The sequence below is a fragment of the Methylovulum psychrotolerans genome, from assembly GCF_002209385.1.
In the GTDB taxonomy this organism is placed as follows: Bacteria; Pseudomonadota; Gammaproteobacteria; order Methylococcales; family Methylomonadaceae; genus Methylovulum; species Methylovulum psychrotolerans.
On sequence record NZ_CP022129.1, the window covers coordinates 1,009,956 to 1,028,395 of the forward strand.

At 50.7% G+C, this 18,440-nt stretch carries 22 protein-coding genes; 9 read left to right on the forward strand and 13 right to left on the reverse strand.

Annotated elements, in window-relative coordinates:
* Position 1: 1 nt before the first annotated feature.
* Positions 2-979, forward strand: a complete 978-nt coding sequence (locus CEK71_RS04380; protein ID WP_157678985.1) for a glycosyltransferase family 2 protein — start codon at positions 2-4, stop codon at positions 977-979.
* Positions 980-1,060: 81 nt separating this feature from the next.
* On the opposite strand, the gene CEK71_RS04385 is transcribed toward CEK71_RS04380, so the two are convergent.
* Positions 1,061-1,558 (reverse strand): GNAT family N-acetyltransferase, encoded by a 498-nt coding sequence (locus tag CEK71_RS04385; protein WP_088618246.1) that lies wholly within the window; start codon positions 1,556-1,558, stop codon positions 1,061-1,063.
* Between the two features lie 152 nt (positions 1,559-1,710).
* On the opposite strand from CEK71_RS04385, the gene CEK71_RS04390 reads away from it, so the two are divergent.
* Genes CEK71_RS04390 through CEK71_RS04400 form a run of 3 tightly spaced genes read left to right on the forward strand, consistent with a single transcriptional unit; the run spans position 1,711 to position 3,835 of the window.
* On the forward strand, positions 1,711-2,217 hold the full coding sequence (locus tag CEK71_RS04390; protein WP_088618247.1) for a TIGR00645 family protein: 507 nt from the start codon (positions 1,711-1,713) through the stop codon (positions 2,215-2,217).
* Complete coding sequence (locus CEK71_RS04395; protein ID WP_088618248.1) at positions 2,217-2,456, forward strand: glutaredoxin family protein; 240 nt, start codon at positions 2,217-2,219, stop codon at positions 2,454-2,456. The genes CEK71_RS04390 and CEK71_RS04395 overlap by 1 nt, the downstream gene beginning before the upstream one ends.
* Positions 2,453-3,835 (forward strand): class II fumarate hydratase, encoded by a 1,383-nt coding sequence (locus tag CEK71_RS04400; protein WP_088618249.1) that lies wholly within the window; start codon positions 2,453-2,455, stop codon positions 3,833-3,835. The genes CEK71_RS04395 and CEK71_RS04400 overlap by 4 nt, the downstream gene beginning before the upstream one ends.
* Positions 3,836-3,880: 45 nt before the next feature.
* Here the strand turns inward: CEK71_RS04400 and CEK71_RS04405 are convergent, their stop codons facing one another.
* Together CEK71_RS04405 and CEK71_RS04410 are read right to left on the reverse strand one after the other, a co-directional pair.
* Positions 3,881-4,486: an HNH endonuclease gene (locus tag CEK71_RS04405; protein WP_198328462.1), complete on the reverse strand. Its 606-nt coding sequence runs from the start codon at positions 4,484-4,486 to the stop codon at positions 3,881-3,883.
* Between the two features lie 2 nt (positions 4,487-4,488).
* Complete coding sequence (locus CEK71_RS04410; protein ID WP_088618251.1) at positions 4,489-5,448, reverse strand: DNA cytosine methyltransferase; 960 nt, start codon at positions 5,446-5,448, stop codon at positions 4,489-4,491.
* A gap of 340 nt (positions 5,449-5,788) precedes the next feature.
* On the opposite strand from CEK71_RS04410, the gene queF reads away from it, so the two are divergent.
* Both queF and asd read left to right on the forward strand, forming a co-directional pair.
* On the forward strand, positions 5,789-6,178 hold the full coding sequence (gene queF / locus CEK71_RS04415; protein ID WP_103974162.1) for a preQ(1) synthase: 390 nt from the start codon (positions 5,789-5,791) through the stop codon (positions 6,176-6,178).
* A 7-nt stretch (positions 6,179-6,185) separates the two neighbouring features.
* The gene (gene asd / locus CEK71_RS04420; protein WP_088618253.1) at positions 6,186-7,043 is read left to right on the forward strand and encodes an archaetidylserine decarboxylase; all 858 of its coding nucleotides are present in this window, start codon (positions 6,186-6,188) and stop codon (positions 7,041-7,043) included.
* 66 nt (positions 7,044-7,109) lie between these two features.
* Here asd and CEK71_RS04425 read toward each other — a convergent pair whose 3' ends face one another.
* Positions 7,110-8,231 (reverse strand): hypothetical protein, encoded by a 1,122-nt coding sequence (locus CEK71_RS04425; RefSeq protein WP_198328463.1) that lies wholly within the window; start codon positions 8,229-8,231, stop codon positions 7,110-7,112.
* Positions 8,232-9,199: 968 nt separating this feature from the next.
* Here CEK71_RS04425 and CEK71_RS04430 point away from each other — a divergent pair.
* Together CEK71_RS04430 and queA are read left to right on the forward strand one after the other, a co-directional pair.
* Complete coding sequence (locus tag CEK71_RS04430) at positions 9,200-10,183, forward strand: hydrolase (RefSeq protein WP_088618255.1); 984 nt, start codon at positions 9,200-9,202, stop codon at positions 10,181-10,183.
* An 82-nt stretch (positions 10,184-10,265) separates the two neighbouring features.
* Positions 10,266-11,282: a tRNA preQ1(34) S-adenosylmethionine ribosyltransferase-isomerase QueA gene (queA, locus tag CEK71_RS04435; RefSeq protein ID WP_088618256.1), complete on the forward strand. Its 1,017-nt coding sequence runs from the start codon at positions 10,266-10,268 to the stop codon at positions 11,280-11,282.
* 271 nt (positions 11,283-11,553) lie between these two features.
* Here the strand turns inward: queA and CEK71_RS04445 are convergent, their stop codons facing one another.
* The 9 genes from CEK71_RS04445 to rpmH form a co-directional block, all read right to left on the reverse strand.
* Positions 11,554-11,997 carry a type II toxin-antitoxin system VapC family toxin gene (locus CEK71_RS04445; protein WP_088618257.1) on the reverse strand — a complete coding sequence of 148 codons (444 nt, stop codon included), beginning with the start codon at positions 11,995-11,997 and terminating at the stop codon, positions 11,554-11,556.
* Complete coding sequence (locus tag CEK71_RS04450; RefSeq protein ID WP_088618258.1) at positions 11,987-12,283, reverse strand: hypothetical protein; 297 nt, start codon at positions 12,281-12,283, stop codon at positions 11,987-11,989. The genes CEK71_RS04445 and CEK71_RS04450 overlap by 11 nt, the downstream gene beginning before the upstream one ends.
* 68 nt (positions 12,284-12,351) lie before the next feature.
* On the reverse strand, positions 12,352-12,669 hold the full coding sequence (locus CEK71_RS24105; protein ID WP_157678989.1) for a helix-turn-helix transcriptional regulator: 318 nt from the start codon (positions 12,667-12,669) through the stop codon (positions 12,352-12,354).
* Positions 12,670-12,735: 66 nt separating this feature from the next.
* Positions 12,736-12,921 carry a hypothetical protein gene (locus CEK71_RS04465; protein ID WP_088621503.1) on the reverse strand — a complete coding sequence of 62 codons (186 nt, stop codon included), beginning with the start codon at positions 12,919-12,921 and terminating at the stop codon, positions 12,736-12,738.
* Between the two features lie 121 nt (positions 12,922-13,042).
* Positions 13,043-14,386, reverse strand: a complete 1,344-nt coding sequence (gene mnmE / locus CEK71_RS04470; protein ID WP_088618259.1) for a tRNA uridine-5-carboxymethylaminomethyl(34) synthesis GTPase MnmE — start codon at positions 14,384-14,386, stop codon at positions 13,043-13,045.
* 8 nt (positions 14,387-14,394) lie between these two features.
* Positions 14,395-16,086 carry a membrane protein insertase YidC gene (gene yidC / locus CEK71_RS04475; RefSeq protein ID WP_088618260.1) on the reverse strand — a complete coding sequence of 564 codons (1,692 nt, stop codon included), beginning with the start codon at positions 16,084-16,086 and terminating at the stop codon, positions 14,395-14,397.
* Positions 16,079-16,312, reverse strand: a complete 234-nt coding sequence (gene yidD, locus CEK71_RS04480) for a membrane protein insertion efficiency factor YidD (RefSeq protein ID WP_088618261.1) — start codon at positions 16,310-16,312, stop codon at positions 16,079-16,081. Before yidD ends, yidC begins: the two co-directional genes overlap by 8 nt.
* Positions 16,294-16,665, reverse strand: coding sequence for a ribonuclease P protein component (gene rnpA, locus CEK71_RS04485; RefSeq protein WP_408630480.1), 372 nt, complete (start codon positions 16,663-16,665; stop codon positions 16,294-16,296). Before rnpA ends, yidD begins: the two co-directional genes overlap by 19 nt.
* A gap of 2 nt (positions 16,666-16,667) precedes the next feature.
* On the reverse strand, positions 16,668-16,802 hold the full coding sequence (gene rpmH, locus CEK71_RS04490; RefSeq protein WP_088618262.1) for a 50S ribosomal protein L34: 135 nt from the start codon (positions 16,800-16,802) through the stop codon (positions 16,668-16,670).
* Between the two features lie 167 nt (positions 16,803-16,969).
* Here rpmH and dnaA point away from each other — a divergent pair, with 167 nt between their 5' ends.
* The gene (gene dnaA / locus CEK71_RS04495; RefSeq protein WP_088618263.1) at positions 16,970-18,286 is read left to right on the forward strand and encodes a chromosomal replication initiator protein DnaA; all 1,317 of its coding nucleotides are present in this window, start codon (positions 16,970-16,972) and stop codon (positions 18,284-18,286) included.
* Positions 18,287-18,440 lie beyond the last annotated feature (154 nt).

An 18,440-nucleotide genomic window follows, 5' to 3' on the forward strand; every position in this document is an offset into this window, starting at 1 on the left:
TATGAATGCACAGCCGTTAATCAGTATTATTATCCCGACCCGCAACCGTGGTGAATTGTTACAAGTTTGCTTGAATGCCATCCGAGCCCAGACGTATCCGCATTATGAAGTGTTGGTCATTGATGATGGTTCCAGCTTGGCTAACCGCGAAATTTGCCGGGGGTTGCTGCAACAGTATGACTCCCGTGTCCAATGGCACGAAGTTCACGCACCTGACACCCAAGGCTGCGGGCCTTCGGTCATTAGAAATAAAGGTATTGCCTTAGCCCAAGGCAAATATGTGACGTTTTGTGATGACGATGATTTTTGGACGTGCACTGAGCATTTGGCCACAGCGGTCACTTGTATGGAGCGGCAAGCGGCGCAAGTGTATTTTGGCGGCATTCAAGTGCAAGACCCTAGCGGCAATGTCATTATTGAAAAAATGATGCCAAAAGTCGAGCATTCCTTAAAATCGGCACAAAAACTGGCGGATTATGATGTCTACGCGGTCTCGCGCCAACAAATCCTGTCTTATCCCGATTATGCACACCTTAACATCACTATCACGACTAAGGCCTTGTTAGACAAAATAGGCGGTTTTTGGGAACAGATTAATTATTGCGAGGACATTAACCTGTTTATCCGTGTTTGTGATGCGGCCGAGATTATTTTATTCCGCCCCAGCATTTGCGCAGTACATAATGCGCCCGCCAAACGCTTGGATATGTCGGTGTCGAACAGCCTGAGCCTGCAAAATAAACGCTTGCTGGAAGTCAACGCTTACCAGCATTTGCTGATGGCGTGCGACAGCCCATGCGCCTTGTATTACACCCGCATCAGCCTGTCTTATTTGTATAAGGTCATTAGTGAAGAATTGGCACGGGGCGGTAAAAAAATGGCCGCCCTGCAATATGCCCAATGTGCCTTGGCGATGTACCCTACACTCAAATGGTCGGTTTATCTGGTTTGGCTACATCTGAGTTTTGCGTTTAGATAAGGTTGTACCATGTAGGAAAAGCAAACGGTGTTTGCCTGCCCTGTACGCCCTGATACTGATCTGTTGAACGGCAGCGGCTATTTAACCCCAGCTTTTCCGCAGTAACACTTCATCATGCCCAGGCAAGACCAAATCTGGCAACAGGCCGACTGGCCCAAAACCGTGGTGCTGGTAAAACGCCAAGGCCTTCTGATTAAACGCCGAAGCGACCACCCAGAGGTTTTGGCATTCCAAGCGGGCTTGGCTTTCCGCCCAAGCTAACAGTTCACCACCGATACCTAGCCCCCTAAAATCCGCCGCCAAGCCCAACAGTTCAATATAAGGCCCGCGCAGCCACGGATAGCGCAGGCAGATAACCCCCGCCAGAACCCCTTGTACTTCCACCGTATAACGCTTTAAAGCCGGGTCGGTGCGCAACAGGTATTTAGCCAAGGCTGATGCCGAAATATTTAAGGTTAACCAGGGTTCGCTGGCCGCCAATAGCTCTGCCAGCACCGTCGCTTGGGCGGGGCTAAGGGTTTGGGTTAAACGGCAATGCTTAAGGGTTTCTTCTGTTTGGCTAAAGGCGGTAGGGTTCATAAGTCCTTAGAGTAAGAGAGGGTTGAGGTGTGGCTATAGGCTAAAGCCTTGGTACGGCGGTTAACGTTTTAAACCGACTTTTCCCATCATTTTACCCGCCTGCGCCGACATAATTGCTATAATATCGGCAAAAATTGCCTGCTTGCCGAACTATGCCTTTTGCCAAACACTTAGAACATGCCATTGAACGCCTCATGTATGCCAGCCGTTGGTTACTGGCGCCCATTTATGCCGGCCTAAGCTTAGTGCTGCTCGGTCTGTTCATCAAGTTTTTTCAAGAGCTGTACCATTTTCTGCCGCATATTTTTGATATTGGCGAGACCGATTTTATCCTGAGCTTGTTGACCTTTATCGACCTGACCCTGGTCGGTAGCCTGATTGTACTGATTATGTTCAGCGGCTATGAAAACTTTGTCTCGCGTTTGGACATTGGGGTGGATACCGAAAAGCTGGAATGGCTGGGTACCCATGATTATGGCTCGATGAAAATGAAAGTGGCGACTTCAATTGTCGCCATTTCCTCCATCCATTTGCTAAAAGTGTTCATGGATATTAATGCCACCGCCAATGACAAACTGCTCTGGTATGTGGTCATCCATTTGACCTTGGTCATTTCCGCCCTGCTGATGGGCTATTTGGACAAACTGACGAAACATTGATGATACGCTTATTATTGCTGGGCACGGCGGGTTGCCATTTATGCGAACAGGCCGAGGAATTGCTTGCGGCCTTGCCGCCCGCGCAGGTAGCGGTCGAGCAGGTCGACATTGCCGAAGCCGAACAGTGGCAAGCCCGTTATGCTATCCGCATCCCTGTTTTATACCACCCTGAAACCACTTCCGAGTTGTGCTGGCCGTTTGACCAAGCCGACCTTCGCCATTTTATCGAGGCATTATGACTGAATTCCGATTAGAAAAAGACAGTATGGGCGAGTTGCAAGTCCCTGCCCACGCCCTGTACGCGGCGCAAACCCAACGTGCGGTGGAAAACTTTCCGGTCAGCGGCTTGGCGATGCCGCCCGCGTTTATCAAAACCGTCGCCTTGATTAAAAAAACCGCCGCTATCGTCAATGCCGAGTTGGGCGAGTTGGATGCCGATGTGGCGCAGGCGATTATCGCCGCCGCCGAGCAAGTCATCAGCGGCCAGCACCGCGACCAATTTCCGGTCGATGTATTCCAAACCGGCTCCGGCACCAGCACCAATATGAACGTCAACGAAGTGTTGGCGCAGTTGGCCAGCGGCTTGGCGGGCAAAGCGGTCAGCGCGAATGACCACGTCAATATGGGGCAAAGCAGTAATGATGTTATTCCCACCGCCATCCATGTCAGCGCCGCGCTGGAATGCCAGCAGGCACTATTGCCCAGTTTGGCGCATTTGGCCGCGACCATCAGTGCCAAAGCCGCATCTTTAGACCATGTTACCAAAACTGGGCGCACCCATTTGATGGATGCCATGCCTGTGCGCATGAGCCAAGAATTGGGCGGTTGGGCATTGCAGATCCGTAATGCCAGCGACCGTTTGCAAGCGACCTTGCCGCGCGTTTATAAGCTGGCCCAAGGCGGTACGGCAGTCGGCACCGGCATTAACGCCGACCCGCGCTTTGCCGGCCAGTTCGCCGCCGTGTTAAGTACGGCCACCGGCCTGCCGTTTACGCCGAACGAGTCGCTGTTTGAGAGCTTAAGCTGTCAAGATGCCATCGTCGAGTTATCGGGGCAGTTGAAAGTCATCGCGGTCAGCCTGATGAAAATCGCCAATGACCTGCGCTGGATGAACAGCGGCCCCTTGGCGGGCTTGGGCGAAATCGAATTGCCTGCCTTACAGCCGGGCAGCAGTATCATGCCCGGCAAAGTCAATCCGGTTATCCCCGAAGCCACGGCCATGGTGGCGGCGCAAGTCATCGGCAACGATGCCACCATCACCATTGCCGGCCAATCCGGCAGTTTCCAGCTTAACGTCATGTTGCCTGTGATTGCCTATAATATCTTGCAAAGCATTGAGCTGTTAAGCAACGTCAGCCGTTTGTTGGCAGACAAGGCCATCGCCGGGTTTACGGTGCGGCAAGATAACCTGCAACAGGCTTTGGCGCGGAACCCGATTTTAGTCACTGCCTTAAACCCCATCATCGGCTACGCCAAAGCCGCCGAAGTCGCCAAAGCCGCTTATAAACAAGGCCGCCCGATTATCGAAGTCGCCGCCGAAATGACGGAATTGAGTGTGGAGGAATTGGCGAAGCTGTTGGAGCCTGCGGGTTTGACTGAGGGCGGGATTGGGGGTTGAGTGGGCTAATGCCCTGTTTTTTTTAACCGTGCCATATAGGCGCGGTTAAACCACGCCTTTTATTAATTCTGCCGCCTGTTTTGGGAATTTGGTGATTAGCCATTTTAAGGCTTCAAGTTGATCGGCGGAGGTCGCCCGCCGCACTTGAATCAGCAGGTTTTGTAAGTCAGGGCGGGTCAGCATGGCATTAGATGCCCCCTCATTGCACACGGAGCAGATAGCCCGAAGATTTGAGGCATCGTCAGATCCGCCTTTGCTCTTGTCAATAATATGACCAAGATGTAAGCGCGTTTTTCGGGTTGGGTCATAAGGATGGGGTTCACCGGCGACCGCACCGCACATCTGGCAAGTAAAACCATTCCGGTCAAGCACAAAGGCGCGAGTCTCTTTTGATATGGCGTGTTCAAAGGCGGGTTGCGGCTTTGCGGTTTCGAGCAAATATTGCCCTGGCTTCAAGGCACTGCGGTCATTGTGGGTAAGGATTAAATAGCCTTCCTCGTTTCTTAATTCACGGATTCGCCGCGCCCATTCTGATTGGTTGCCGGCGACCTCCCGCAATTCATCAGAATCCATAACACGGTTAATGTTTGCCAGAAAATGGGCGCGAAGCTTACTTCTCGCCCCACCTCTGGGGGGTTTCGGTTTGGTCATGATTACGCCCGTTTAAGTTTTGGTTTGGCGGCGGCGTTAAGTGCGGCGCGGATTTGTGTGCCGACAGCGCAAGCAACGGGGGGAGGGAAGGCGTTGCCGATTTGTCGGTAGGAGGCGGTTTTTTTGCCGCTAAATTGCCAATCATCAGGAAAACCCTGTATGCGGGCGGCCATACGGACAGTCAGGCGGGGCATCCCCACAAAATCTTGCGCTGGTGAGCCGTCAGCGATGCCCATGCCATCGACTCCTAATGAAGCCCACGCTTTTTTTGCTCTGGTTGGCCCTAAATCAGGGCCGCCATGTTTTTTGCTGCCACCCACTAGGGTTGGGGCTATATCACAAGCCCTTTCCTGCCAAGGTTTCGCCCCTTGCCAGCCATTGAGTGCCATAAGATCGAATAAGGCTTCTCCTACGGTTGGCGGCGGGGTGGTAAGGGGTGAAGGCCAATTGAAATAGCTGGCGGCCTCTTTTTTCAATGCGACAAAGACGACCCGTGGGCGTAATTGCGGGACACCAAAATCACTGGCATTTAATAAACGCCATTCCGCAAGGTAACCCAGTTTTTTTAGATCGGTGATGATGTTGGTACGGTATTCGTCAAAGATAGCATCCAGTAAGCCCCTTACATTTTCAAGCATGATGGCTTGGGGCTTGCACTCGGCAACTAACCTCAGTGCTTCCGGGAATAGGTCTCGCTCATCTTGATCGCCAAGCTGCTTTCCGGCTTTTGAAAAAGGCGGGCAAGGTACGCCGCCCGCGAAAAGCTCGATGCCTTGCCATTGTTCTGCCGAATAATGGCGGATGTCGCCTTCGGTAACGTGCCAATGCTTCCGGTTAATGCGTAGGGTTTGGCAGGCAGGCGCTTCAATTTCAACAAGATTGACATGGTCAAATCCCGCCCGCTCCAAGCCTAGTGCTTGGCCACCCGCACCAGCACATATTTCTATAGAATTCAGTGACATAATTTTTTTAATGATAAAGTAGTTTGATTATTCTACAGGTTCAAAAACGTTCGGCCTAGTACAATCTTGATGGAAGCGGAGAGGCTTGGGAAGCTGACTTGGCTGCTTTGCAAGTATTGACGGCGTGGGTTATGGTGATAAGTTAATAACGTCGAAGTGCATTTAAAGGTAAAAAGCAAACTATGCTGGGCTTTTAGAGTAAGCTTCTGAGGTACTTTGCATCTCAATTATCTGGCTTTTCCTTTATAATGGCCGTTTAATTGGCTTGTTGCCCAGCATAAGCACTATTTTTATGGCAGGGAAAACTGTTCTGCCATCTTCAACCCAACCTAAGAAACTCATGACCACCCAACCCAGTAAAGATTTAGAAACCTTCGATAACCCACAGCCTGGCCGTGATTACACGATCCGCATCGACATTCCCGAATTCACTTGCCTCTGCCCAAAAACTGGCCAGCCGGATTTTGCCACGCTGCAAATCGAATATGTACCTGCCGCCCTGTGCGTCGAACTGAAAGCACTCAAGCTGTATATGTGGACGTTCCGTGAGCGCGGCGCGTTCCATGAAGCGGTCACTAACGAAATCCTTAATGATATTGTCGCCGTGACCCAACCCAACTTTATGCGTATCCGTGCTGAATTTAACGTGCGCGGTGGCATTTACACCACGGTCGTCGTCGAGCACCGCAACCCGGCGTGGCAAGCGCCCGAATTGGTCAATCTGCCGTAGGATCATCATGACAGTGAAAGAAGCCCTGTGCGTCTTGCCGCAATATATTTTGCCGCAACACAGCCTCTCGGTATTGCTGAGCAAGCTCACCCATAGCGAAAATCCCGCCGTTAAAAAACTGTTCATCGAGCAGATTATCAAGCATTACGGCGTGGATATGAGCGAAGCTTTGCAGCAAGACCTTAGCCAATTTACCAGCTTTAACGACTTTTTTACCCGTGAACTCAAGCCGGGCGCACGCCGTTGGCCGGACGCGCTAGGGGCGGTGGCTTGCCCTGCCGATGGGGCGGTCAGCCAAGCCGGGGCGATTACCGACGGCACGATTTTTCAGGCCAAAGGCAAAAGCTTCACGGCGACCGCCTTGCTGGGGGGTTGTAGCGAACGTGCCGCGCCGTTCCAAAACGGCCAGTTTACGACCATCTACTTGGCCCCCAAAGATTACCACCGCCTGCACATGCCGATAACCGGCACGCTGAAAGAAATGGTGCATGTGCCGGGGCGGCTGTTCAGCGTCAATACCGTTACCACTGCAAATGTGCCCGGGTTGTTCGCCAGAAACGAGCGCGTCTGTTGCCTGTTCGACACTGCCGTAGGGCCTATGGCTTTGGTGTTGGTCGGGGCGATTTTTGTCTCCAGCATCGAAACCGTCTGGCATGGCGTAGTTACGCCGCCGACTATCCGCAGTGTCCGCCAATGGTCTTACGGCAGCGATGCCCCGACCCTGACTATTGGCGCGGAAATGGGGCGCTTTAATATGGGCTCGACCATTATCGTGCTGTTCGGTAAAGATGCCGTGCAATGGCAGGATGGCTTTAGTGCCGGGAAGACGGTACGGCTGGGCGAGCAGATCGGGCGGTTGTTGTAACCTGATGTGTTGCCGCACCCAGGCCGATAATGGCCTAAGTACGACTGTTTCGGCTTATCCTATCGGCTACAATTTAGAATAATCCAGTTTAAAGGCCCAAACGGTTGTTGTGGTGTACCAGCGTCCTGTTATCAAGAAGAACATTTTCATTTTTGGGCTATATTTCAACATAAAATTTAAGCTGTTCAGATCGGCGTTAGGGATTTGCTTGGCATTAGGAATGTTGATGTAGCTGTTTTTATCGGGATCGTAGACGACCGTATCGGACGGGTCTTCTGTTGTGCCTTGAGAGGGCAATAATAAAAACACACCTTGCTTGGTATCATAATCGACGGGAATTTGGTCATCTGGCGTGATAACGTCGCCGCTTGGTTGCCTAACTTCCCAAGAACCCGCTACCGCCGGATCGATATTCGGTGAGTAAACGGCTATCTTGGTGTTTTGTTTGGCGTAATTTCCAAAGACAACTAATTTGTCACGCACCGAGTCCCGCACCATGTTGGTGTGTATTTGTATTTGCGATGTGGGTAGGCCGCCAACCGGGTTAGGGACTTTAACCCACGCATCGCGCTTGCTGTTCATAAACCATAATTGCCCATTCCAATCATTGGACGTGCCGGGTATGAGCGCCCATATCACATTGCGGAGCGGGTCATATTCGGTACTGGAGGCAAAAAGGCTAGGCACTTTCGTGGGGTCAGTAGCGCCTTGATTAGCAAAAGTGTGCCATGATTTATTGTTCAGATCATAAAGCCAAGTGGGGTGTATCGCATTGGGGAATTTTTGAAAGGCATACCAGCTATGCGGGTCTATGGCAGCGACAACCAAATTGTTGGTCATCGGATCATAGGCCACCTCATCATAAGTGTGCATAGCCCAAGGCATAGGGTTGGCCAGGCTGCCTGAAATGGCCTGTCCTTTCGCATCAAGTTGGTAAGTATCGAATGTGGTGGCCGGATAATGTGTTGTCCAGCTCAGCGTATCGGTGTTAAATTCACGCACTGAATTGTCATAAGTGCCGTGCGTTTCGGAGCCATAAGTTATTAAATTACCCGTTTGCTTGCTGACTACCATTGACGCATGGTAAGACCGCCACCAATCGGTTTTTATTGATGAGACCTTAACCCATGTATTGACAGGAAAGTTTTTCCCTAAATATAGCGGGTTTTGACGAAAGCTGAATTTCATATTGACATGCGGCTGGCTTGCGTCTACAAAACCATTGGCAGTTATTTGAAAAGCAGGGTCGGCAGTTGCAGAGCTATTAGCGGTCAAACTCCCAAAAGTTGCCTTAGCTTGAGTAACGGTTACGTTTGATGATAGCGATGACGCAGTACCTGTCACATCTAATAGGGGCCGTGTACCGTCATTGTAAATGGTGGCTTTGTAAGCGATATTGTATTCTGTACACTGTTTAGTTTTATTTCTGTTAAAGACGCTTTGCCATGTTTTAGGAAATCGGCTTTGTAGCGAGGTTTTGTAAGCGGCTTCGCACTGATTAACCCAATCTTGCGTGTGGTCAACCGGCGTTGCAGAGACCACTTCAAATGGTGAGGTGATTTTGATCTGTGCCTCAACATTAAATGCACAAAGTAGCGGCATCATGGCCAGCAATAATAAAGGTTGGCGTCGATATGTAAATAAGCAATCCTTATTTGGCATAATATGTTCTCCGGTAAGTTAGCGTATAAGGGATGGATAGGAAATAATTCAGGCAAACACTAAAGGGTACAGGTTTTGGAAAGCGGGCAAGATGCCTGAATGCCAGAGTTGTACTTTCGCCTGTTCAACAGATTTTATTTCATGCACATTCCTAAGTCATTATATTTGTTATCTTAATGGTTCCCCCAAAATGACCAGATAAGATAGGGGGGCAAATGTTCTCAATGCCCCCTTATCCACGGTGCTGATCACGGAAGAAATCATAACAACACTGGGCGTATTAAGTCCAACGTTAACGTCACACAGCTTGTAAGCGTTCACCTCCCCCTAATACACGCAAATATCGCCAGAAAATGCCCCCATGAAGCCCGACTTTAACCAACCAGCCCATAAGCCTTGGGGCCATGGAGGCCGTCAAATTGGCTGCTAAAATGAAGGGGTGAACAGTTACCATTATTTCCTGTCCGTCCCTTATTTTGCCCAAACCCTAGCCTATGCTGATTAAATCCACTTTTAAACCCGCCGGATGGTTGCGTAACGGCCACCTGCAAACCCTTTATCCGGCCTTATTACGCCGCCAACCCGTCGTGCCACAAGTAGAGCGCGAACGCCTGACCACGCCCGACGGCGACTTTTTGGACGTAGACCATTGCGGGCATACCGGGCCACGGGTGCTGATGCTGCACGGCCTGACCGGCAACTCGCAATCGGGTTATATTAAAGGCTTGCAAATCGCCTTCTTACAGCGGGGCTGGTGCAGCACGGTGATGAATTTTCGTGGTTGTAGCGGCCAGCCTAATAACAAAGCCCGTAGCTACCACTCCGGCGAAACCGAAGACATTCATTTTGTCTACCAAACCTTACGCCAACGCCACCCCGATATCCCCTGTGCCGCCATCGGTTTTTCCTTGGGCGGCAATGTGTTATTAAAATGGCTGGGCGAACAAGGCGATAAATTAACGCTAACGGCAGCGGTCGCCGTCTCCGTACCCTTGCTGTTAAACCTGTGTGCCAGCAAGCTCGATAAGGGGTTCTCGCAGCTTTACCGGGCCAATTTATTGGCCGAACTGAAAACCTATATGCACGTCAAACAACGCCATCTGGAACAAAATGGCTTTGCTGACGAAGCCGAAAAAATCCGCCGACTGGGCGATTGCTCCGCCATCCGCTCGTTCTGGCAATATGATGATATTGTCGTCGCTGGCCTGCACGGCTTTACGGATGTCCACGACTACTACCGCCGCTCCAGTTCCCGGCAATACCTCCAACATATCACCGTCCCCACCCTCATCATCCAAGCCGACGATGACCCGTTTATGACCCCCGCCGTGCTGCCCACCGCCGCCGAATTATCCCCTGCCGTGCGCTTGGAAATCACCCACGGCGGTGGCCATGTCGGCTTCGTCGGCCACCAAGGCCTAAAGCCTGTGTATTGGTTGGAACAACGGATTCCGGCATTTTTGTCGGGGTATTTTTGAGGACTGACTCTGTTTATGGGCTGGCAACCCAAACGCAGGATTTTTTTGCCGAATTGCCCCAAACTGGGTAATATGGCGGGCTATGAAAAAAAGTGACTTTTACTACGATTTACCCGACGCGCTGATTGCCCAGCATCCCTTAGCCGAACGTACCGCCAGCCGTTTATTGTGCATGGGGCGTGGCACGGGGGAACTGTGCGACAGGCAATTTAATGATTTTATCGACTTGATCCATGCCGATGATTTGCTGGTGTTTAACGACACGCGGGTGATTCCCGCGCGGCTATGGGGACATAAGGCCAGTGGCGGCAAGGTTGAGATCCTGATCGAACGGCTGCTCGACGAACACCATGCCATTGCCCATGTCCGTGCCAGCAAAGCCCCTAAGCCAGGGACGCTGGTCGAACTGCCTGAAGGCTTAGCCTGCACCGTCACGGGGCGCGATAATGACCTGTTCCACCTAGCCTTTCCCCAGCCTATCTTGGCCGTATTGGCGCAAATAGGCCATATCCCCTTGCCGCCGTATATCACCCGTGCCGATGACAGTGGGGATTATAGCCGCTACCAAACGGTATTTGCCAAAACCGCCGGAGCGGTGGCGGCACCGACAGCCGGACTGCATTTCGACGAAGCCTTGCTGGATAAGCTGAAAGCTAAAGGGGTGCGGAGTGCGTTTGTGACCTTGCATGTCGGCAGCGGCACTTTTCAGCCTGTCAGGGTAGAAGACTTGGCGGCGCATATTATGCACAAGGAGTATTTCAGCGTCACTGAAGAGACCGTCACAGCGGTAGCGCAAACCCGCGCCCGGGGCGGGCGGGTGGTGGCGGTCGGCACAACGGCGGTGCGGGCTTTGGAATCGGCGGCACGTTCGGGAAGCTTGACCGCCTCATTCGGTGACACCCAGTTGTTCATCACGCCCGGTTATACCTTCAAGGTAGTCGATGCCTTATTGACCAATTTCCATTTGCCCGAATCGACTTTGCTGATGCTGGTCAGCGCGTTTGCGGGCTACCAGCCGATCATGGCGGCTTACCGCCATGCGGTAGCCGAAGGATACCGTTTTTTCAGTTATGGCGATGCGATGTTTTTAAGCCGCTAGCTCGGCCTAAATGTTTACTGTTGCAATCATAATTCATCTGTCATTCGGCTGTTAACTTCGGAGCACTTGCCCGCCGCACAGTGGATGGCATACCCGCTTGCCTAGCTTGCCAAAGGTCATAAGCGGCGGCTGGCTGATCCATAAATCTGCCCTGCCACCGTTTTCTGCACCTAACCAACTTTCAAGCCGTAGGGCCATTTCTGGCGATAGTGCATCCTTAGCATTTAACACCCTAAAATCCATAAACTTGTATTAATACCAGACCGGACAACTAAAAAACAGATTGCCAATCCTTCAACAAGACAACATGTCCGAACTGAGCCGTTTTTGATACATGCCTGTTGTCAGCGGTAATGAAGGTGCAGTTATTGGCGATAGCCAAGGCATGGTAGCTGGCATCGTAAAAGGACGGGAAACCCGATTTTAGATGGCCTGTTTCGCACATTTCAATGGCTTTCAAAATACACGGCTGATCCAAGTCAACCAGCTTTAAATTGGCTTTTTGGTATAGCCCAATCAATTCATAAGCCTGTTGAGTCGGGAAATTGCTCACGCTGGCAATGGTCAGCACTTCGTAAAGAAACAAGCTAGGAACAATGACTTGATAATTTCTCTTACTGATTTCCGTTATAAGCTGGACAGCCTGTTCTTTGTCGTCTTCCTCTAAAAAGAGCTTATTGAAAACACAGGAGTCTAAAACGACCTTATTTTGCATGTTTCATTTTGTTATCAAGTAATTCCTGCTCTTTCCCTTCCCTGAGCATCCTGACCATTTGTTCAGATGAATACTCTGTTTTTACAGGCTGGATGGTGGCAAGCATTTTTAAAAATTTCTGTGCGTTCTCTTCGCGTTCAATTTCTTCAAGGGCATTAGCGATGGCCTTGTTCATTAAGGCCGTTTTTTGGCCTCTTGGGATACGGTCAAGCCGTTCCCTATTTTCTTGGGTAAGGTACAAAGTCGTCCTGACCTTGCCTTGTTCCGGTGCTGTTAGGGTAGCCATAATGGTGTCATTAAAAGTTAATAGCTGATAACACCATTATATGACACCTATTAAATTATCAACTATTTTTATAAAAAACCCGTTGCGCTAGTTCGGGGTAGTTTTTCATAATGGAACACTCTGCACATGACAAAAAATGCCCGTTGAAAATAGGGCAAAATACAGTTTTTTCTAGGTCGGACAATGCGGAATACTCGCCCGTTGCACGGTGGATGGCACACCCGTCTGTCTGGCTTGCCATTAAGGACACGGGATAAGGCGGTGCGGGTTACGCCAAGCTGCTTGGCGGCTTCGGTGATGGTTAGGCCAAGTGCGGGCAAAACGTCTTCGCGCAAAACTTCACCGGGATGTGAGGGAGTTAGGCTGTTAGTCTGTGGTTGCATCATCCAGCTTATCTTGAGCAATATAATTGTAAATATCCTGTAACCATTGCTCGGCTTCCGCCGTCCAATTTATTTCTGCCATATACGGATTCGCCGCGCCATTTCTTCATTAGAAACCGTCCGGCCTTGGCGGGAATCCTCCAATCCACGTTCCACCCTGCGCGAAAAAGCCAATTCCTGCAAAATCTCATCAAAACTGCTATCGTCAGGTTGGGCACGAACAATATTAGCAACTTTTTCTTTAATTGTTGGCATATAAAACTCTCTCATGCTATTGATTATATTAAAAATATACATCAAAACACGGGTAACACCTAGCTGTTCGACAAATTATTTAATCGTAATTTAATAAAGATAAGTAAAAAGCCCAGCCATTTCACTTCCCAATACAAAAACTAGAAAAAATCCTCCCCAACAAATCATCAGAAGTAAATTGTCCGGTAATTTCCGCCAAGCTGTGTTGGGCGGTGCGTAAGTCTTCGGCGACGAGTTCGCCGGCTTGGTTGATTTGTAATTGGCTTAAAGCGGTTTCGACGGCTTCGTAGGCGCGGGCCAGGGCCTCTAGGTGGCGGCGGCGGGCGATGAAGACGTTGTCGGTGGCTTCGTTAAAGCCTACGCTTTGTTTGAGGTGGCGGGCCAGCATGTCCATGCCGGCACCGGTTTTGACAGAGAGGTAGATGCGGGTATCCGCCGCGTTTTGCTCTAGGGTAGGGGGGATGTTAAGCAAATCTATTTTGTTGTAGATACGGGTGATTTCGACGTTATCCGGCAGGGTTTCCAGCAGGGCTTCGTCGTCGGGGTCGCGGGCATCGATCAGCAAGAGGATTTTGTCGGCTTTGCGTATTTCTTCCCGCGCCCGGCGGATGCCTTCTTGCTCGACGGGGTTGTCGCTATCGCGCAGGCCTGCGGTGTCGATGATATGCAGGGGCATTCCGTCGAGCTGGATGCGCTCCCTCAAGACATCGCGGGTGGTACCGGCTATGGCAGTGACGATAGCGGCCTCATGTCCGGCCAAGGCGTTCAGTAGGCTGGATTTTCCGGCATTGGGCTTACCTGCCAGGACGATGGTCATGCCTTCGCGCAACAGGCGGCCTTGTTGGGCGGTTTTTTGGATTTGCGCCAGCCGCCCTAATAAACTGACGACGCGCTTTTCGACCACGCCGTCGGTGAGGAAATCGATTTCTTCATCGACAAAGTCAATGGCGGCTTCGACGTAGATGCGCAGTTCGGTCAGTTCTTCAACCAGTTGGTTGATTTGCTCGGAAAATACGCCCTGCATGGAGTTTTGCGCCGAGCGCACCGATTGTTCGGTACTGCTGGCGATCAAGTCGGCAACGGCTTCGGCTTGCGCCAAATCCAGCTTGTTGTTTAGGAAGGCGCGTTCGGTAAATTCGCCGGGGCGGGCCAGACGGCAACCTAAGGCGAGGACGCGCCGCAACAACATATCCAAGACCACTGCGCCGCCATGGCCTTGCAGTTCGAGGATATTTTCGCCCGTGTAGGAGGCGGGGGCAGGGAAGTACAGGCCTATGCCGGAGTCGATAACAGTGCCGTCGGCTTCTTTAAAGTTGCCGTAGGTGGCGTGGCGTGGCGTGAGGGCTTTGCCGAACAGGTGTTGGGCGATGGCAGGGGCGGCTGCCCCTGAGATGCGGATGATGCCGACACCGCCGTTACCCGGCGGTGTCGCAATCGCGGCGATGGTATCAGGATCAATAACCACGCGGGCGGTTAGGGTTCATTGGCAATGGTTTTGGTGATATACCATTGTTGGAGGATGGACAGGGTGTTGTTAACGACCCAGTACAGCACCAAACCTGCGGGGAAGAACAGGAAGAACACAGTGAACACCAGCGGGAACATTTTCATGACCCGTGCCTGGATAGGGTCTATCGGCGCGGGGTTCAGGCCTTGTTGGATTTTCATGGTGATGCCCATGATAATCGGCAAGATGTAGAACGGGTCTTCGACCGATAAGTCTTGTATCCATAGCATGAAGGGGGCTTGGCGGAACTCGACGGTTTCGCTCAATACCCAATACAAGCACATAAAGACGGGAATTTGGATCAGTACCGGGAAACAGCCGCCTAAGGGGTTGGCTTTTTCTTTTTTGTACAGAGCCATCATTTCGGTGTTGAAGCGTTGGCGGTCGTCTTTAAAGCGCTCTTGCAGTTCTTTCAGACGCGGCTGGATTTTGCGCATTTTCGCCATGGACTTAAAGCTGGCTTGCGACAGCGGGAAAAACAGCAGCTTGATACACAAGGTCACACCCATAATCGCCACACCCCAGTTACCCGTCAGGTCATGGATTTGGTTCAGCAACCAGTAAATGGGTTTGCCGATAAAGGTCAGGACGCTGTAGTCAACGGTCAACTCCAAACCTTTGGCGACTTTTTCCATAACAGGTTGGACTTTGGGCCCGGCGTACAGTTGTGAGGTAAAGTCGGCGGCGGCGTTGTTGTCGACAGTGACCAGCGGCGAGTAAGAGCCGATAACGTAATGTTCGCTAGCCAAGCTTTTGGTGTAAAAATGGTTTTCTTGGTCAGCGGGCGGAATCCACGCGGAGGCGAAGTAATGTTTGATAAAGGCTGTCCAACCGCCTTGGGTGCCGACATCCAAGTTACCTTCTTGCATATCGTCATAGCTGATTTTTTTATACTTGTCTTTTTCGGTGTAAATCACCCCACCGTCATAAGCCCGCATACCGCCCATCATAAAATTGCCTTTGTTGCTATGGTCAGGCACACGCAACAGTTGGCTATATTGGCGGATCACCCAAGGTTTGCCGCTGGCGTTGTCGATATGTTGGTTAAGGGCAATGTCGTAGCTGCCGCGCTTAAAAGTGAACGATTTAGTGACGCTCAGGCCGCTGTTGTCCGTCCAGATCATCGGTACGGTCAGGGTGTCTTGGCCCGCGTCTAAGCGGTAGCTGTCTTGGCTGGTGGTAAAAATGCTGTAATGGTTAGCGATAGCGCCGTTATCGGCGATTAAGCCGCTTTGGGCTATAAACTGTTTTTCCGGTTCGTTGTTGAACAGGCGCACAGGGGCGTGGTTTTTTTCGGAAACGGGCAGGCCGATCAAAGCACGGGCTTTATTGACGACGCTGTTGTCTTGTTCGGTGGGGTATTGCAGCAAGTCCATGCTGCGGATGGTGCCGCCTTGTAAATCAATTTCCAGGTCGATGACATCCGTTTTGACTGTTATTATTTTGCCGGATGTGCTGAGGCCGGGAACTGGGCTGGCGGTGCTGGCGACAGCAGGCGCACCAGTTGCGGGCAAGTCTTCGTGGCTGGCTTCCAAGTTGGGGGTGGTGACGGCGGCGACAGTAGCCGGCTTGGGGCCGTAATCTATCTGCCAGGCCTGCATCATCAATACGACTAGCATCGCAAATGTGACGACTAGTACAAATCTTAAATTATCCATTCTTATTTCTCAATTTATCTGGAACGGGATCAATGCCCCCTTCATGGAAAGGGTGGCATTTCAATAATCTTTTCAGGGTGAGATAGCAGCCAATGACAGCGCCATAGCGGGACAGCGCCTCTAAGGAATATTGGGAGCAGCTTGGATAAAAACGGCAGTTGGGCCCAAGCAAGGGGCTAACAAAGTATCGGTAGAACTTTATCAATGCTATGAGTATGAAGCGCATCGGGTTACCAACTTAAGCCAGTGTTTTTCCAATGACTTTCTTAATAGTTCCAGCGGGGCATCGACGGCTTCCCTGCGGGCTAAAACAACAATGTCAAGGTTTCCTAACCGTTGTTGTAACCGAAAATTTTCCCGAACAGTCCGCTTAATGATATTTCTGTGAACGGCTTTTTTGATATTTTTTTTAGCTATCGCCAATCCCAGCCGCGGATGATCTAAATCATTTTTTATCGCTAATAGGGTAAAATATTGGTCGCTGGACTTTACCGGTTTCGCAAAAACTTTTTTGTACTCAGCGGGTTTTTTTAACCGGGACTGTGGGGGGAAACCAAAATCGTTACTAAACAACCGCAAATCTATAGGGCCAATTTATGGCGGCCTTTCGCTCTACGCGAGTTTAACACCTTGCGGCCACCGACTGTCGCCATTCTGGAACGGAAGCCATGGGTTCTGACACGTTTGATTTTACTGGGTTGGTATGTTCTTTTCATTGTTGCTCAAGCCTACTGGGATAATATTATCAAAAACGGATAAAAAAGACGTTGGATGATAGAATAAAGCGCTTGACCTGTCAATTCTGTAATGACATGTTTTATTAATGCAGAGTGGCAAAAGCCCTGTTTCTCTTACCTCACAAATCAATATCTTATCTACTTCAATGAGTTCAATTTGGGATAACTGCCTTGCTAAACTTGAAAATGAAATCGCCAGCGCCGATTTTAGCACCTGGATACGGCCTTTGCAGGCGGTCGAAGGCGACGGGCGCATCACCTTGCTCGCGCCGAACCGTTTTGTCTTGGATTGGGTGAAACAACACCACTTTGCCAAGATTGAAGAGACTATCCATGAATTCTCTAACGGCAGTTTAGTGCTGAACATGGAAATAGGCTCGAAAAAGTCACCGTTGCTGACGATGGCGAAAATCGTCAAACCTGCCGAGACTAAAAAGGCCATCCCCAGTTTCCTGAACAAAACGTTCACGTTCGACACCTTTGTCGAGGGTAAATCCAACCAGTTGGCGCGGGCCGCGTCGATGCAAGTGACGGAAAACATCGGCAAAGCCTATAACCCCCTGCTGATCTACGGCAGTTCCGGCCTAGGCAAAACCCATCTGATGCAGGCCATCGGTAACGGGGTGCTACAAAAAAACCCGTCGGCGAATATTATTTATCTGCATTCGGAAAGGTTTGTCCAAGACATGGTGAAGGCCTTGCAGCAAAATTCCATCGACACGTTTAAGAGTTTTTACCGGACGATTGACGTGCTGCTGATTGACGACATCCAATTTTTCGCGGGCAAGGAACGCTCGCAAGAGGAGTTTTTCCACACCTTCAACACCCTGTTGGAAAAAAAGCATCAGGTGGTGCTGACCTGCGACAAGTACCCGAAAGAAATTATCGGCTTGGAAGACCGCTTAAAATCCCGCTTCGGCTGGGGCCTGCCAGTGTCGATAGAACCGCCCGATATGGAAACCCGCGCCGCGATTTTGATGAAAAAAGCCCAATTGGCCGGGGTTAACTTGACCCAAGAAGTGGCATTTTTTATCGCCAGACGCATTCCCTCCAATGTCCGGGACTTGGAAGGGGCTTTGCGGCGGGTGATTGCCAACGCCCAATTTACGGGTCGGGAAATCACGACCGAGTTTACCAAAGAAGCCCTGCATGATTTGATTTCTTTGCAGGATAAGCTGGTCAATATCGACAATATCCAACGCACTGTAGCGGACTATTACAAAATCCGCGTCGCTGATTTAGCCTCGAAAAACCGCAAGCAGATCATTACCCGCCCCCGCCAAGTCGCCATGTGTTTGGCGCGGGAACTGACTTCGCACAGCTTTCCAGAAATAGGCAATGCGTTTGGCGGTCGTGATCATACAACAGTGATTAATGCCTGTAAGCGTATCCGTGAGCTAAAAGAGGCCGACAGTAAGATGGCGGAGGATTACGCAAACTTATTGCGCTCACTATCCCACTAGCTGTGGATAACTGTGTGCATAAAGTGCGCTTTATCTGTGGATAACTCTGTGGATAAAATGTGGATAATTGTACCGACGCGCATTTGTTAAAGTTATCCACATTTTATCCACAGGATATCCACAGGATATTCACAGGCAAAATGTATATATAAGA

Bases quoted from the DNA above. Each gene is read 5' to 3' on its own strand.
- CEK71_RS04380 (WP_157678985.1), top strand. From the start codon at position 2: ATGAATGCACAGCCGTTAATCAGTATTATTATCCCGACCCGCAACCGT.
- CEK71_RS04385 (WP_088618246.1), bottom strand. From the start codon at position 1,558: ATGAACCCTACCGCCTTTAGCCAAACAGAAGAAACCCTTAAGCATTGC.
- CEK71_RS04390 (WP_088618247.1), top strand. From the start codon at position 1,711: ATGCCTTTTGCCAAACACTTAGAACATGCCATTGAACGCCTCATGTAT.
- CEK71_RS04395 (WP_088618248.1), top strand. From the start codon at position 2,217: ATGATACGCTTATTATTGCTGGGCACGGCGGGTTGCCATTTATGCGAA.
- CEK71_RS04400 (WP_088618249.1), top strand. From the start codon at position 2,453: ATGACTGAATTCCGATTAGAAAAAGACAGTATGGGCGAGTTGCAAGTC.
- CEK71_RS04405 (WP_198328462.1), bottom strand. From the start codon at position 4,486: ATGACCAAACCGAAACCCCCCAGAGGTGGGGCGAGAAGTAAGCTTCGC.
- CEK71_RS04410 (WP_088618251.1), bottom strand. From the start codon at position 5,448: ATGTCACTGAATTCTATAGAAATATGTGCTGGTGCGGGTGGCCAAGCA.
- queF (WP_103974162.1), top strand. From the start codon at position 5,789: ATGACCACCCAACCCAGTAAAGATTTAGAAACCTTCGATAACCCACAG.
- asd (WP_088618253.1), top strand. From the start codon at position 6,186: ATGACAGTGAAAGAAGCCCTGTGCGTCTTGCCGCAATATATTTTGCCG.
- CEK71_RS04425 (WP_198328463.1), bottom strand. From the start codon at position 8,231: ATGAAATTCAGCTTTCGTCAAAACCCGCTATATTTAGGGAAAAACTTT.
- CEK71_RS04430 (WP_088618255.1), top strand. From the start codon at position 9,200: ATGCTGATTAAATCCACTTTTAAACCCGCCGGATGGTTGCGTAACGGC.
- queA (WP_088618256.1), top strand. From the start codon at position 10,266: ATGAAAAAAAGTGACTTTTACTACGATTTACCCGACGCGCTGATTGCC.
- CEK71_RS04445 (WP_088618257.1), bottom strand. From the start codon at position 11,997: ATGCAAAATAAGGTCGTTTTAGACTCCTGTGTTTTCAATAAGCTCTTT.
- CEK71_RS04450 (WP_088618258.1), bottom strand. From the start codon at position 12,283: ATGGCTACCCTAACAGCACCGGAACAAGGCAAGGTCAGGACGACTTTG.
- CEK71_RS24105 (WP_157678989.1), bottom strand. From the start codon at position 12,669: ATGATGCAACCACAGACTAACAGCCTAACTCCCTCACATCCCGGTGAA.
- CEK71_RS04465 (WP_088621503.1), bottom strand. From the start codon at position 12,921: ATGCCAACAATTAAAGAAAAAGTTGCTAATATTGTTCGTGCCCAACCT.
- yidC (WP_088618260.1), bottom strand. From the start codon at position 16,086: ATGGATAATTTAAGATTTGTACTAGTCGTCACATTTGCGATGCTAGTC.
- yidD (WP_088618261.1), bottom strand. From the start codon at position 16,312: ATGCGCTTCATACTCATAGCATTGATAAAGTTCTACCGATACTTTGTT.
- rpmH (WP_088618262.1), bottom strand. From the start codon at position 16,802: ATGAAAAGAACATACCAACCCAGTAAAATCAAACGTGTCAGAACCCAT.
- dnaA (WP_088618263.1), top strand. From the start codon at position 16,970: ATGAGTTCAATTTGGGATAACTGCCTTGCTAAACTTGAAAATGAAATC.